Origin of the sequence: Streptomyces sp. NPDC020884 (assembly GCF_044333935.1) — a bacterium.
Classification (GTDB): domain Bacteria; phylum Actinomycetota; class Actinomycetes; order Streptomycetales; family Streptomycetaceae; genus Streptomyces.
Genome location: NZ_JBIRRY010000002.1, coordinates 919,126 through 932,940 on the forward strand (window position 1 = coordinate 919,126; position 13,815 = coordinate 932,940).

The following is a 13,815-nucleotide window of genomic DNA, read 5'->3' on the forward strand; positions in this document are numbered from 1 at the left end:
GCACTCCCTCGCACCCGCCCCTCGGAAAGCCTTTCACCGCCAGAGGTCTTGACAACTTGATTGGTCTGGACCAGTTTATGCGCCACAGCGGTGGCCACCGCTTCCCCGTCACGGATCCCCGCTCCGCCCACCCCGTGCGACCCCCGGCCCCGTCGGCCGTCCCGTACTCCCGCACGACCCCCGCCAGGCACCACCAACTCCCCCGGAGGCACCAGTGGAACGCTCCGCAGGCAGCAGTCGCAGAAGGCGCCGCACCCGGCCCGTGCTCGGCGGCGCCATGGCCGTCGTCGCGGCCGCCGCCCTGACCGTCACCGGACTCGTCAGCACCGCCCAGGCAGCAGACGTCAACAACGCCAAGAACGCGGGCTTCGAGTCGGGCCTCGCCAACTGGACCTGTTCGCCGGGCAGCGGCGCCGCCGTCTCCTCCCCCGTGCGCAGCGGCACGTCCGCGCTGAAGGCCACCCCGGCCGGCCAGGACAACGCCCGGTGCTCGCAGACGGTCGCCGTGAAGCCCGACTCGACGTACGCGCTCAGCTCCTGGGTGCAGGGCGGTTACGCCTATCTCGGCGTGAGCGGCACCGGCACCACCGACGTCTCCACCTGGACGCCGGGCTCCTCCTCCTGGACCAAGCTGTCCACGAGTTTCAGGACCGGCGCGAACACCACCTCGGTGACCGTCTACACCCACGGCTGGTACGGGCAGGCCGCCTACTTCGCCGACGACGTCGAGGTGACCGGCCCCGACGGCGGGGGCGGCGAGGATCCCGGCCCGGTCATCCCGGCGGCCCCCGGCGGTCTCGCGGCAGGCACCACCACCACGTCCTCCGTCGCCCTGTCCTGGAACGCGGTCTCCGGCGCCACCGGGTACACCGTGTACCGGGACGGCGCGAAGGCCACCACCTCCACCGGCGCCTCGGCGACCGTGACGGGCCTGTCCGCGGACACCGCCTACCAGTTCTCGGTCAGCGCCACCAACGCGGCCGGCGAGTCGGTCAAGTCGGCCGCCATCAGCGCCCGTACGGCCAAGCAGGGTACGGGCCCCGGCCCCGGGCCCGCCGTGCCCGAGCACGCGGTGACCGGCTACTGGCAGAACTTCAACAACGGCGCGGCCGTCCAGAAGCTCAGTGACGTCCCGGCCGACTACGACATCATCGCGGTCTCCTTCGCGGACGCCACCGCGACGCAGGGTGCGGTGACCTTCAACCTGGACTCGGCCGGCCTGAACGGCTACACCGACGCCCAGTTCCGCTCGGACATCAAGGCCAAGCAGGCGGCCGGCAAGAACGTCATCATCTCGGTCGGCGGCGAACTGGGCTCGGTCCGGGTCGACAGCGACGCCTCCGCCACCGCGTTCGCCGACTCGGTGTACGCGCTGATGCAGGACTACGGCTTCAACGGGGTCGACATCGACCTGGAGAACGGCCTCAACTCCACCTACATGTCCAAGGCGCTGCGCCAGCTGTCGGCGAAGGCGGGCAGCGGGCTGGTCATCACGATGGCCCCGCAGACCATCGACATGCAGTCGACGTCGGGCGAGTACTTCAAGACGGCCCTCAACGTCAAGGACATCCTGACCGTCGTCAACATGCAGTACTACAACAGCGGTTCGATGCTCGGCTGCGACGGCAAGGTCTACTCGCAGGGCTCGGTCGACTTCCTCACCGCGCTCGCCTGCATCCAGCTGGAGGGCGGCCTCGACCCGTCCCAGGTCGGCATCGGCGTCCCCGCCTCCACCCGCGGTGCGGGCAGCGGCTACGTCGCCCCGTCGATCGTGAACGCGGCGTTGGACTGCCTGACCAGGGGCACCAACTGCGGCTCGTTCAAGCCGTCGAAGACCTACCCGTCGCTGCGCGGTGCGATGACCTGGTCGACGAACTGGGACGCGACGGCCGGATTCGCCTGGTCGAAGGCGGTCGGCCCGCACGTCCACAACCTGCCGTAGCCCTCTCCGTACCACCGCAGCACCGCACCACCGCTCCTCGGACCAGCAGCGCCGCCGCTCCCCCTGCGGCGCTGCTGCGTTCGGGGCCGGTCCGCGAACCCGCCGTGTGTCACCAGGGCAGTTCGCGTACCTGCTGGACGCACAGCACGACGAACAGCATCCCGGACAGGGTGAGCATCCCGTTGCTGAGCCACCCGTTGCGCCACTCCCCCGGCGTACGGGAGGAGTTGAGCAGCCAGATCAGGGTCAGGGCGAGGAACGGCATGAAGAACGCGCCGAGCACCCCGTACGCGATGACCAGGCCGAAGGGCTCGTCCAGCCAGAGCAGGGTCATCGGCGGGAAGGTCAGCCACAGGAGGTACGCCCGGAAGGGCAGCGACCGCTGCCGGCGCTCGGCGACGGCCGGCCCCTCGTGCTCCTCGGCTGCTCCCGCACCGGCCGCCGGGGCCCGGAACCGCTCCACGAAGTCGGCGAACATCAGGCTCACCCCGTGCCAGACGCCGATCAGCGACGAGAACGACGTGGCGAAGAAGCCCACCAGGAAGAGCTTGGCGGTGCCCGCGCCGAAGCGGTCCTCCAGCACCTTGCCCAGGTCGATCAGGCCGCGGTCGCCGGAGGTGAGGGCGATCTGCGAGGAGTGCAGCAGCTCGGCGCCGACGATGAGCATCGCCACGACGAAGATCCCGGTGGTGATGTAGGCGACCCGGTTGTCGAGTCGCATCACCTTCATCCAGGAGGAGTTGCTCCAGCCCTTGGCGTTGACCCAGTATCCGTACGCGGCCATGGTGATCGTGCCGCCGACGCCGCCGATCAGCCCGAGGGTGTAGAGGAGCGAGCCGTCCGGGAGCACGGGCAGCAGCCCGGCGAAGGACGCGCCGACGTCGGGCACGACGCGGGCGGCCACATAGACGACCACCACGAACATGATGCCGATCAGGACCGTCATGACCTTCTCGAAGACGGCGTACCGGTTGAACCAGACGAAGACCAGCCCGATCAGCCCGGTGATGATCGCCCAGACCTTCAGCCCCGGACCGTCGGGGAACAGCGCCACGATGGGCAGGGCGCTGGAGGACATGGCCGTCGCGCCGTAGATGAAGCCCCAGACGACCACGTAGATCGCGAAGTAGACCGTGGTCCAGGGGCCCAGGCTGCGCCAGCCGTCGAAGAGCGTGCGGCCGGTCGCCAGATGCCAGCGGCCGGCCGCCTCGGCGAGCGAGATCTTGACGATGCAGCCGATCACCGCGGCCCACATCAGGGTGTAGCCGAACTTGCTGCCCGCGATCAGCGTCGCGACCAGGTCGCCGGCCCCGACCCCGGTCGCCGCGACGACGATGCCGGGGCCGATGTACTTCCAGCTGGACTTACGTGGTCGGGAGTCCGGCTCCCCTGTCCCTGTGGTTGCGCTTGTCTCCGCCATGCCGATCAAGGAAGCGCAATCGGCCGGGCGGCACAAGGGGGCGTGCACGGAATCGGGGCGGCCGGGCCCGGGACCGCCCGCCCCGCACCTGCGCTAGATGACCAGACTGAGCAGCGCCGCGACGACGAAGCCCGCCACCGACAGCACCGTCTCCAGGACCGTCCAGGACTTCAGGGTGTCGCGCTCGCTGATGCCGAAGTACTTCGACACCATCCAGAAGCCGCCGTCGTTGACGTGCGAGGCGAAGATCGAGCCCGCCGAGATCGCCATGATGATCAGCGCGAGGTGGGCCTGGGAGAGGTCCTGGCCCTCGACCAGCGGGACCACGATCCCGGCCGTGGTGACGATCGCGACGGTGGCCGAGCCCTGGGCGACGCGCAGGACGACCGAGATCAGCCAGGCGAGCAGGATGACCGGCAGGCCGACGTCGTTGAAGGTCTCGGCGAGCGCGTCCGCGATGCCGCTGCCTTTGAGGACCGCGCCGAAGATGCCGCCCGCGCCGACCACCAGCAGGATGTTGCCGACGGGCTTGAGCGAGGACGTGGAGACCGATTCCAGGGACTTGCGGGACCAGCCGCGGCGGATGCCCAGCAGGTAGTACGCGAGGAACAGGGCGATGGTCAGGGCCACGAACGGGTTGCCGAAGAACTCGATGACCGAGCGGAGCGTGGAGGGGTCCAGGGCGATGGAGGAGAAGGTCGCGGCGAGGATCAGGATCAGCGGGGTGCCGATGATCGCGAGGACCGTGGCGAGCGGGACCGGCTTCTCGTGCGGGGTGACGCCCGAGGCGCGCTGTTCGGCGGCGACGGCGGCCTTGGCCTCCTCGGCGGCCTCCACCATGTCCTGCGGGACGTCGACGAAGATCCGCTTGCCGATCCAGGCGGCGTAGACCCAGGCGGCGAGTACGGACGGGATGCCGACGACGACGCCCATCAGGATGACCCAGCCGAGCGAGACGTTGAAGAGTCCGGCGGCGGCCACCGGGCCGGGGTGCGGCGGCAGGAACGCGTGGGTCATCGACAGGCCCGCCAGCAGCGGCATCGCGTAGAGCAGGATCGATTTGCCGGAGCGCTTGGCGGCGGCGTACACGATCGGCGCGAGAACGAAGATGCCGACGTCGAAGAAGACCGGGATGCCGAAGATGATGCCCGTCAGGCCCATGGCGAGCGGGGCCCGCTTCTCGCCGAAGAGGTTCAGCAGGCGGGCGCTCAACACCTCGGCTCCGCCGGAGACTTCGAGGATCGCGCCGAGCATGGTGCCGAGCCCGATGATGATCGCGACATGGCCGAGGATGCCGCCCATGCCGGATTCGATGACCGAGACGGCGGCGGATTTCTGCACGGTGCCGAAGAGTTCGGTGACCGAGAGCCCGGCGCCGAGGCCGACGGCTATGGAGACCGCGAGCAGGGCGACGAACGGCTGGAGCCTGATCTTGATGATCAGGAAGAGCAGGAGGGCGATGCCGAGGACGGCGACGGTCAGCAGACCGGCGGTGCCGTCGATCAGGAGGAGCAGACCACCGGTGTGCGGTGGTGTCTCGGCCGGCGAGGGGGTGGCGGCGAGCAGCATGGGGACTCCGATGGCGCTGGAGGGCAGGGGGGAGCGCGGCACGGCGCCCCCGGGAAGCGGGGCGCCGTGCCGTACGGCGGTCGTGAGGGGTTCTGCGGGTGCGACAAGACGATCAGGCGGGGCAGAGCGGTCAGCGGCGCGGAGCGATCAGCGGGCCGGAGCGATCAGCTCAGCACCGCGAGGGCGTCGATCTCGATGAGCAGACCCTTGGGCAGGCCGACGTAGACCGTCGTCCGGGCCGAGGGGGCCTCCTTGAGGTTCTGCTCGCCGAAGTAGGCGTTGTAGATCTCGTTCATCTCCGCGAAGTGGTCCACGTCCGTGAGGTAGACGCGCATCATCATCACGTCGTCCCAGCTCGCGCCGCCCTCCTCCAGGATCGCCTTGACGTTGGCGAAGGTCTGGAGGGTCTGCTCGCGCAGGGTGGGGCCGGCCGGGGTCGGGGCCTGGCCCTCCACGGCCGGGAGGAAGCCGACCTGGCCGGCGACCTGGAGGAGGTTCCCCTTCTTCACGCCGTGCGAGAACTTCGCGGGCGGCGTGGTGTGGGTGGAGGGGGTGAGGGCGGTCTTCTCGGTCATGGCTGATCAGACTTTCTTGGGTTGGGTGGTGCCGGAGTACTCCCGGCTGACGGTCTCGGCGGTGCGCCGGACCAGCGGGAGCAGGGTGAGGAGTTCCTCGGCCGTGACGACCACATTGGGTGCGGACACCGACATGGCCGCGACGACCCGCCCGTCCGCGCCGCGGATGGGGGCGCCGATGCAGTTGATGGACTCCTCGTGGCCACCGAGGTCGGTGGCCCAGCCCTGTTCGCGGACGACGGCGAGCTCCTTGAGGAAGGCTCCCGCGTTGGGCGTCGAACGGGACGTGTACATGGGGTAGTCGAGCTTCTCGGCGATGACGCGCCGCTCGGGCTCGGTGAGGTCGGCCAGCAGCAGCTTGGCGACGGCCGCGACGGTGATCGCCACGGGCTTCCCGATCCGGGAGTACATCCGGACCGGGTAGCGGCTCTCGACCTTGTCGATGTAGAGGACTTCCTGCTCCTCGTACACGGCGAGGTGCACGGTGTGCCCGCACCGGTCGTTCAGCGCGACCAGGTGGGAGTGGGCGATCTCGCGTACGTCGAGGTTCTCGACGGCCTCCTGCGCGAGGGCGAAGAGCCGCGCGCCGAGGCGGTAGCGCTGGTCCTCCTGGCGGTAGACGAGGCCGTGCTCGTGGAGCGTACGCAGCAGGCGCAGCGCCGTGGACTTGTGGACGCCGAGCCGCTCGGCGACCTGGCCGAGGTCGGCGGGTCCCTGGGCGAGCAGCGGCAGGATGCTCAGTGCCCGGTCGACGGTCTGACTCATGGCGTGCGTACCTCCTCGGGGGCCCGGTCGGCTGCGGTCCAGCCGGGGCCGAGACGAAGTCTCCCCCAGGCGTCGTCGTCGAGGGCGGCGAGGCGGTCGGCGTGGTCGCGGGCGGGCGGGTCGGTGAGGTCGCCGGGGACGGTGAGGACGGCGGCGGCCATGAGGTGCCCGTGCCGGACCCGGTCGCGCACGGGCAGCCCGCGGAGGGTGGCGGAGAGGAACCCGGCGGCGAAGGCGTCTCCCGCCCCGACGGCGGCGACGACGTCGACACGGAGGGCGGGGACGAGGGTGACGGTGTCACCGACTCCAGCCCCGGCGGCGGCCGTTCCAGCCCCTCCGGCGTTCGAGGAGCGGGGTCCGGGGCGGAGCCCCGAGGCGAAGACCGTCGCCCCCGCACTCCCCCGCTTCACGACCAGCACGGAAGGCTCCGGCACCGCCGCCCGGATCGCCTCCGCGCCCACGATCCCCCATGCCTCCTCCGCCTCGTCCTCCCCGACGAACACCAGGTCCGAGCGGCGGGCCAGCTCCAGCAGCACGGACGCGTCCGCGTCCCGCCACAGGTGGGGGCGGTGGTTCACGTCGAAGGAGACCAGCGGCCGCCCGGCGCGCGGAGCCGTCAGGTCCCGCAGCAGCGCCAGGCAGTCGGCCGAGAGCGCCGCCGTGATCCCGGACAGGTGCAGGATCCGGCCCGCGAGGAGCTCCTCGTACGGCATGTTCGACGGCGACATCGCGGAGGCGGCCGACCCGGCCCGGTAGTACGCGACCTCGTGCGTGTCGGTCCCCCGGTCCGTGGCCGTGCGGAAGTAGATACCGGTCGGACGGACCGGGTCCCGGCGGACCGCAGAGGTGTCGACCCCGTACCCCCCGATCGTCTCGACGAGGTGGTCGCCGAAGCCGTCCGCGCCGACCCTCCCGACCCAGGCCGCCCGGTGCCCGGCGGCGGCGAGCGCGCAGGCCACGTTGGATTCGGCTCCGCCGATCCCGCGCCCGAAGGAGGGCACGTCGGCGAGGCGGCCGGGCTGCGAGGGCAGGAACGTCACCATGGACTCACCGAGACAGACGGCATCGGTGGTCGTGGCGGCGACGGCCGTCCCTGCTGCGGGTCCGGGCACTGAGGGCTCCTCGCTGATCGGCGTGCGGGCCGGTGGTCACCATTGACCGGGCATCGGCTCGGATGTTAGACAGCGTTGAGCGATATACGCAATGGGTGTTGCATATGTTGCAACGAACTACGAGGAGCTCCCCTTGGCAGCCGAACGCCCCACCGGTCACACCGCCGCCCCCGCGCCTTCCGCCCCCGGCGTCTCCCCCGCGTCCCTGGCGTCCGGCCTCGCCGACGAACGCGTCGACCACCGCTTCAAGGCCCTGCCGCCGGACGCAGAGGGCCTGACCGTCGGGGCCCTGGCCGCCGAGCGCCGCAACCTGTTCACCGGCGGGTTCACCACCCCCGTCCTCGCCCTCTCCGCCGAGTCGGTGGCCCACAACCTCGACCTCCTGGAGACGTACGCCGAGCGCCACGGCCTCGCGTTCGCCCCGCACGGCAAGACGTCCATGGCCCCGCAGCTCTTCGTGGACCAGCTGAAGCGCGGGGCGTGGGGCATCACGGCCGCCGTGCCGCATCAGGCGCGGGTCTACCGGGCGTACGGCATCGGGCGGATCTTCCTCGCCAACGAGCTGGTCGACGCGGTGGCCCTGCGGTGGCTGGCCGGCGAGATGACCGCCGACCCCGCGTTCCGCTTCGTCTGTTACGTCGACTCCGTGCGCGGCGTCGAGCTGATGGATCAGGCCCTGGGCGCGGCGGGCGCCACCCGCCCGGTCGACGTGGTGGTGGAGCTGGGCGCGGGCGAGGGCGCGCGCACCGGGGCCCGCACGGAGGCCGACTGCGCGGCGGTGGCCGACGCGGTGGCGGCGGCCGGATCGCTGCGCCTGGTGGGCGTCGCCGGGTACGAGGGCGAGGTCCCGGACGCCGACCCGGAGCGGGTACGGGAGTGGCTGCGGCGGCTCGTCGCGCTCGCGGCCTCCTTCGACAGCGCCGGACGGTTCACGGGAACGGGGGTCGAGGAGATCGTCATCAGCGCGGGCGGCAGCGCCTGGTTCGACGCGGTCGCGGACGTCTTCGCGGAGATCCCCGAACTCGGTCTGCCCGTCCTCAAGTTGCTGCGCTCCGGCGCGTACGTCTCGCACGACGACGGGCACTACAAGCACCTCACCCCGTTCAACCGCGTCCCCGAGGAGGGCGCGCTGGAGCCCGCCTTCCGCCTCTGGGCGCAGGTCGTCTCCCGCCCCTCCGGCGAGCAGGCGTTCCTCAACGCGGGCAAGCGGGACGCGGCTCACGACCTCGATCTGCCCGAGGCCCAGGTGGTCCGCTCCGGCCGGGACGGCTCGGTCCGGCCCGCCACCGGGGTCACGGTCACCGGTCTCTCCGACCAGCACACCTGGGTGCGTACGGACGAAGGGATCGAGCTGGAGGTGGGCGACTGGGTCGGCATGGGCCTCTCGCACCCCTGCACCAGCTTCGACAAGTGGCAGCTGATCCCGCTGGTCGCGGCGGACGGCACGGTCACCGACTACATCCGCACCTTCTTCTAGAGCCGCCGGGCCCGCGGCTCTTGCGGAGCCGCGGGCCCGCCCCTCCTCGGACAACGCCCCGAAAGGTGACCCATGGACCTGGTCCTGCGTGACGCGCTCGTCGTCGACGGCACCGGCGCGCCCTCCTACCGCGCCGATGTGGCTCTCGACGGCGGCCGGATAGCCGAGATCCATCCCGAGGGCTCCTCGGGCCCCCGCCCCACCGCCACCCGCACCGTGGACGCGGACGGCCTCGCGCTCGCCCCCGGCTTCATCGACATGCACGCCCACAGCGACCTGGCGCTGCTGCGCGACCCCGACCACAGTGCGAAGGCGGCGCAGGGCGTCACCCTCGAAGTCCTGGGCCAGGACGGGCTGTCGTACGCCCCGGCCGACGACCGCACCCTGGCCGAGGTGCGCCGCTCCATCACCGGCTGGAACGGCGACGGCTCCGACATCGACTTCGACTGGCGCACCGTCGGCGGCTACCTGGACCGCCTCGACCGGAACTTCGGCGGCCAGGGCATCGCGGTCAACGCCGCCTACCTCGTCCCCCAGGGCACGGTCCGGATGTACGCGGTGGGCTGGGACGACCGGCCCGCCACCGACGCCGAACTGGCCCGGATGAAGGAGCTGGTGGACCAGGGCCTGCGGGAGGGCGCGGTCGGCATGTCGTCCGGGCTGACCTACACCCCCGGCATGTACGCGGACGACGCCGAACTCACCGAGCTGTGCCGGGTGGTGGCCTCTCACGGTGGCTACTACTGCCCGCACCACCGCAGTTACGGGGCGGGCGCGCTGGAGGCCTACGAGGAGATGGTGCAGCTGACCCGGAACGCCGGCTGCGCGCTCCATCTCGCCCACGCCACCATGAACTTCGGCGTGAACGAGGGCAGGGCGCCCGACCTGCTGGCCCTGCTCGACACCGCGCTCGCCGCCGGGGCCGACATCTCGCTCGACACCTACCCGTACACCCCCGGCTGCACCACGCTGGTGGCCATGCTGCCGAGCTGGGCGAGCGAGGGCGGTCCGGAGTCGGTCCTGACCCGGCTCGCGGACCCGGAGAGCGCCGAGCGGATCCGGCACCATCTGGAGGTGCTGGGCTCGGACGGCTGCCACGGGGTGCCGATCGAGTGGGACACCATCGAGATCTCGGGGGTGAGCGCCCCGCACCTGGCCGAGTACGTGGGCCGTACGGTGGCGGAGTCGGCGGCGCTGCGGGGCGAGGAGCCCTGGGTGACGGCCCGGCGGCTGCTCACCGAGGACCGGCTCGGCACGACGATCCTCCAGCACGTGGGCCACGAGGAGAACGTCCGGCAGATCATGCGCCACCCGGTGCACACCGGCGGCAGCGACGGCATCCTCCAGGGCGACAAGCCGCACCCGAGGGCGTACGGCACGTTCCCGCAGTATCTCGGCCGGTACGCCCGGGAGTTGGGCATCCTCTCACTGGAGGAGTGCGTCGCCCATCTGACCTCGCGCCCGGCCGCCCGGCTGCGGCTCGCGGACCGGGGCCTGGTGCGCGAGGGCTACCGCGCGGACCTGGTGCTCTTCGACCCGCAGACGGTGGCGGCGGGCTCCACGTTCGAGGAGCCGCGCACGCTGCCGGTGGGCATCCCGCATGTGCTGATCGACGGCCGGTTCGTCATCGAGGACGGCAGGCGGACCTCGGTGCTGGCGGGCCGGGCGATCCGGGGAGCGGGAGCCCCGGCGGCCTGAGGACCGGCCGCGCGCGCACCGGGCCGACGGGCCGCTCGGCTCAGACGGAGTCGGCGGCCCGTTCCGCCGCCCAGGCGAGGTCCTCCTCGGTCGGGGCGTCGTCCTGGGTGAGAGCGCGCCGCCAGTAGCCGCTGAACTCCACGGCGGCCTTCGGCAGTTCGCGGTCCTCGACCAGGTGGCGGCGGAGCGCCCGCACGGCGGAGGCCTCGCCCGCCACCCAGGCCGCGTCCACCCCGTCGAGGTCCCGGCCGGCCGCGCGCACAGCCGCCACCAGCGAGCCGCCCCGGTCGCGGTGCACCCAGCGGACCTCGACCCCGCCGGCGCCGGACGGCAGCGCCACCTCCTCCCCCGCGTCGGCGACCTCGGCGTACACCACGGCCCCGGTCCCGGCCGGCAGCGCCTCCAGCACCGTGGCGATGGCCGGGAGCGCCGTCTCGTCCCCGGCGAGGAGCATCCGCCGGGCGTCGGGCAGCGGGCGGGCGTAGAGGGACGAGGGGCCGACCATGCCGAGGACGTCCCCGGGCCGGGCCGCCGCGCCCCAGCGGGAGGCGGGGCCGCCCTCGCCGTGCAGCACGAAGTCGACGGTCATCACGTTGCGCTCACGGTCGTAGGAGCGGACGGTGAAGCCGCGCATCCAGGGCCGCTCCGCCTCCGGCATCGCGAGGCAGGCCTCGTACCAGCGCATGCCGTACGGGTCATCGGCGTCCCGCTCCGGCAGCCGGGGCACGGTCTGCCCGGGACGCGGCAGGCAGAGCTTCATCTGCTGGTCGGGGCGGTCCTCCAGCAGGTCGGGCAGTTCGTCGGCGGTGAAGGCGATCCGCGCCGTACGGGGGGTGACCCGCTCCACGTCCACGACGCGCACATAGGTGACCGGCAGTGCCTGGGTCATCGCACCCGACCTCTCTCCCGCTGATAGTTTACGGCGTACTGAATTATCCGCCCGGCATTACTTTACATCGTAAGGAGTCGCACGTGGTGGTCTTCGCCGGACAGGGCGACCCGCGCCGCTCCCTCTCCCTCCTGTGGCGGGCCGAACTGCCGCCGCCGGCGCGCGGCGGCCCCGGCCCCAGGCCGCGGCTGAGCGTGGACGCGATCGTGGCCGCCGCGGTGGCGCTCGCGGACGAGGAGGGAATGGGGGCCCTGTCGATGCGCGCGGTCGGCGACCGGCTCGGGCGCACGGCGATGGCGCTCTACACCTACGTCCCCGGCAAGAGCGAGCTGCTGGACCTGATGTACGACACCGTGCACGCCGAACTGCCGTCCGCGCCCCCGGAGCCGGAGCCGGACGACTGGCGGGCCGCGCTCACCGCCTGGGCCGGGGAGGTCCTGGAGTTCTACGTCCGCCACCCCTGGGTCCTGCAGGTCTCGCAGGCGCGGCCGGTGCTGGGGCCGCACGAGTACGCGGGCCTGGACACGCTGGTCGTCCTGTTGCGGACGACCGGGCTCGAGGCGGGGGTACTGCGACGGCTGGTGGGAACCCTGTTCCCGTATCTGCGGGGCTCGGCGCAGGCGGTGGCCGACGCCCGGCTGGCCGCGCGGGCCACCGGGAGTTCCGACGAGGAGTGGTGGGCGGCGCGCTCGGCGGCCCTGACGGAGCTGGTCCCCGACTTCGCGGCGCGCTTCCCCGCCGTGAGCCGACTGGAGGCGGAGGGGCCGGCGGAGCCGTATCCGGGGCCCGGCGACGCGGATGCGGATCCGGTGCCGTATCCGGAGCGGGAGGCCCGCGAGACGTTCCGGGTGGGGCTCGGGGTCCTGCTCGACGGAATCGAGGCGGCGCGCACCCGGCGGCCCTGAAGCTGGTCAGGACCGCCCGGCGCGCGCCCGGGATCGCTTACGGCCGCGACGTGGGCCGCAGTCGGTTCCGCCGGGGCTACGGCTTGGGCAGCGCGCAGCCCTCACGGTCCAGGTCGATCTTGTTGCCGATGCCTATGCACGGGACCATGTTGTACGTCTGCTGGGCGTAGTTGATGCCTTCGCGGACGGTCACCTCGCCGTTCTCGTCGACCTCGCACGGGTTGTTGTCCGTGCACTCCTGGCCGCTCTCGTTACCGGTGTTGTTGACGGCGACCACCTTGCCGGTGGCGTCGTCGATCACCGGCGAGCCGGACGTACCGCCGATGGTCTGGCACTCCGGGGTGTAGCGGACCGAGTCCTTCCAGGTCCACCGGCCCTCCTTGAGCTGGTGGACGAAGCCGTCGATGTCACAGCTGTAGGTGCGCTTCCAGTAGCCGGAGGCGACCGTGATGGCGGTGCCCGCCGTCGGGTGGGCGGTCTCCAGCTCCAGCGCCTGGATGCCGTAGCTGTCCTCGATCTGCTGGTAGGTGCTGGTGACTTCGTAGAGCGAGAGATCGGTGTCGGTCATGGTGCCGTACGCGATCTTGCTCGCCTTCAGGGTGCCGACGCCGCTGCCCGAGGCGTCGAGCAGGGTGAACGTCCGGCTGGACGGCTGGTCGATGACGACCTCGCCGGGGCCCGGGAAGCCGGACTCCATGCAGTGCCCGTTGGAGAGCACGAGGGCGGGGTCGGTGGGCTCGGAGTCGGGCGAACGGACGACGGAGCCCGAACAGTTGCTGAGCGCGACGGTCCCGGCGAAGGTCACGGCCTTCGCGGCGGGGTCGGCCTTGGGTGCGGCTTCCTGTACCTGCGGTGCGGGTTCGGCTGCGACGACGGGCGCGGCGCCCGCTCCCAGAAGCAGGGCAGCAAGAAACGCACCGACGAGAGGCTTGTTCATGTGGGGGGTCCCCTCCAGTGATGCCAAGGACCGGAGATCTTCCGGCTATTGACATGCGCATGTTGGCGTAGATGTCAGGCCATCACAAGGGGTCGGTTCCGGCCGCGGCTACGGCTGCCCGTACCCCAGCCCCACGACGACCCCGGATCCTGCCCCGGAATCGGCCTCGCCGCCCGCCTCGTCCGCACCGCGGTAGATGTGGTCGCGCCCCCACTCCCCCAGCGGTTCCAGCGCCGCGTTCAGCGAGAGGCCCAGCGGGGTGAGCGAATACTCCACCCGCGGCGGCACTTCGGCATACACCTCGCGGTGCACGATGCCGTCGTCCTCCAGCTCCTTGAGATGGGAGCTGAGCACCTTCTCGGTCACGCCCGGCACGGCACGGCGCAACTCACCGAACCGGCAGGTCCGCTCGTTCAACGCCCACAGGATGAGCACCTTCCACTTGCCGCCGATCACGTCCATCGCCGCGTCGATCCCGCAGACGAACGCCCCCGGCCTCCGTACGATCCGCATCGTCCCGCCCCTC

12 protein-coding genes are annotated in these 13,815 nt (G+C 71.8%); 4 read left to right on the forward strand and 8 right to left on the reverse strand.

All coding sequences use genetic code 11. The annotated features are described in order from the left end of the window. The first annotated feature begins 214 nt into the window (after positions 1–214). On the forward strand, positions 215–1,942 hold the full coding sequence (locus ACH4UK_RS10775) for a chitinase (protein ID WP_398355667.1): 1,728 nt from the start codon (positions 215–217) through the stop codon (positions 1,940–1,942). 109 nt (positions 1,943–2,051) lie between these two features. Here ACH4UK_RS10775 and ACH4UK_RS10780 read toward each other — a convergent pair whose 3' ends face one another. The 5 genes from ACH4UK_RS10780 to ACH4UK_RS10800 form a co-directional block, all read right to left on the reverse strand. Further along, positions 2,052–3,362 (reverse strand): Nramp family divalent metal transporter, encoded by a 1,311-nt coding sequence (locus tag ACH4UK_RS10780; RefSeq protein WP_398355668.1) that lies wholly within the window; start codon positions 3,360–3,362, stop codon positions 2,052–2,054. A gap of 93 nt (positions 3,363–3,455) precedes the next feature. After that, positions 3,456–4,931, reverse strand: coding sequence for a GntP family permease (locus ACH4UK_RS10785; protein WP_398355729.1), 1,476 nt, complete (start codon positions 4,929–4,931; stop codon positions 3,456–3,458). A 164-nt stretch (positions 4,932–5,095) separates the two neighbouring features. Then, positions 5,096–5,506, reverse strand: a complete 411-nt coding sequence (locus ACH4UK_RS10790; protein WP_398355669.1) for a RidA family protein — start codon at positions 5,504–5,506, stop codon at positions 5,096–5,098. Positions 5,507–5,512: 6 nt separating this feature from the next. Further along, positions 5,513–6,271, reverse strand: a complete 759-nt coding sequence (locus ACH4UK_RS10795) for an IclR family transcriptional regulator (RefSeq protein ID WP_398355670.1) — start codon at positions 6,269–6,271, stop codon at positions 5,513–5,515. After that, entirely contained in the window at positions 6,268–7,383 is a 1,116-nt protein-coding gene (locus tag ACH4UK_RS10800) for a sugar kinase (protein WP_398355671.1), read from the reverse strand. Before ACH4UK_RS10800 ends, ACH4UK_RS10795 begins: the two co-directional genes overlap by 4 nt. 133 nt (positions 7,384–7,516) lie before the next feature. On the opposite strand from ACH4UK_RS10800, the gene ACH4UK_RS10805 reads away from it, so the two are divergent. Together ACH4UK_RS10805 and ACH4UK_RS10810 are read left to right on the forward strand one after the other, a co-directional pair. Beyond that, positions 7,517–8,860 (forward strand): alanine racemase, encoded by a 1,344-nt coding sequence (locus tag ACH4UK_RS10805; RefSeq protein ID WP_398355672.1) that lies wholly within the window; start codon positions 7,517–7,519, stop codon positions 8,858–8,860. A gap of 72 nt (positions 8,861–8,932) precedes the next feature. After that, positions 8,933–10,558, forward strand: a complete 1,626-nt coding sequence (locus tag ACH4UK_RS10810) for an amidohydrolase family protein (protein ID WP_398355673.1) — start codon at positions 8,933–8,935, stop codon at positions 10,556–10,558. Positions 10,559–10,598: 40 nt separating this feature from the next. On the opposite strand, the gene ACH4UK_RS10815 is transcribed toward ACH4UK_RS10810, so the two are convergent. After that, positions 10,599–11,447, reverse strand: coding sequence for a siderophore-interacting protein (locus tag ACH4UK_RS10815; protein ID WP_398355674.1), 849 nt, complete (start codon positions 11,445–11,447; stop codon positions 10,599–10,601). 83 nt (positions 11,448–11,530) lie between these two features. Between ACH4UK_RS10815 and ACH4UK_RS10820 the strand changes: the two genes are divergently transcribed. Further along, positions 11,531–12,352, forward strand: a complete 822-nt coding sequence (locus ACH4UK_RS10820; RefSeq protein ID WP_398355675.1) for a TetR/AcrR family transcriptional regulator C-terminal domain-containing protein — start codon at positions 11,531–11,533, stop codon at positions 12,350–12,352. Between the two features lie 76 nt (positions 12,353–12,428). On the opposite strand, the gene ACH4UK_RS10825 is transcribed toward ACH4UK_RS10820, so the two are convergent. Next, positions 12,429–13,289: a serine protease gene (locus ACH4UK_RS10825; RefSeq protein ID WP_398355676.1), complete on the reverse strand. Its 861-nt coding sequence runs from the start codon at positions 13,287–13,289 to the stop codon at positions 12,429–12,431. 108 nt (positions 13,290–13,397) lie between these two features. Further along, complete coding sequence (locus ACH4UK_RS10830) at positions 13,398–13,802, reverse strand: winged helix-turn-helix transcriptional regulator (protein WP_398355677.1); 405 nt, start codon at positions 13,800–13,802, stop codon at positions 13,398–13,400. Between the last annotated feature and the right edge of the window lie 13 nt (positions 13,803–13,815).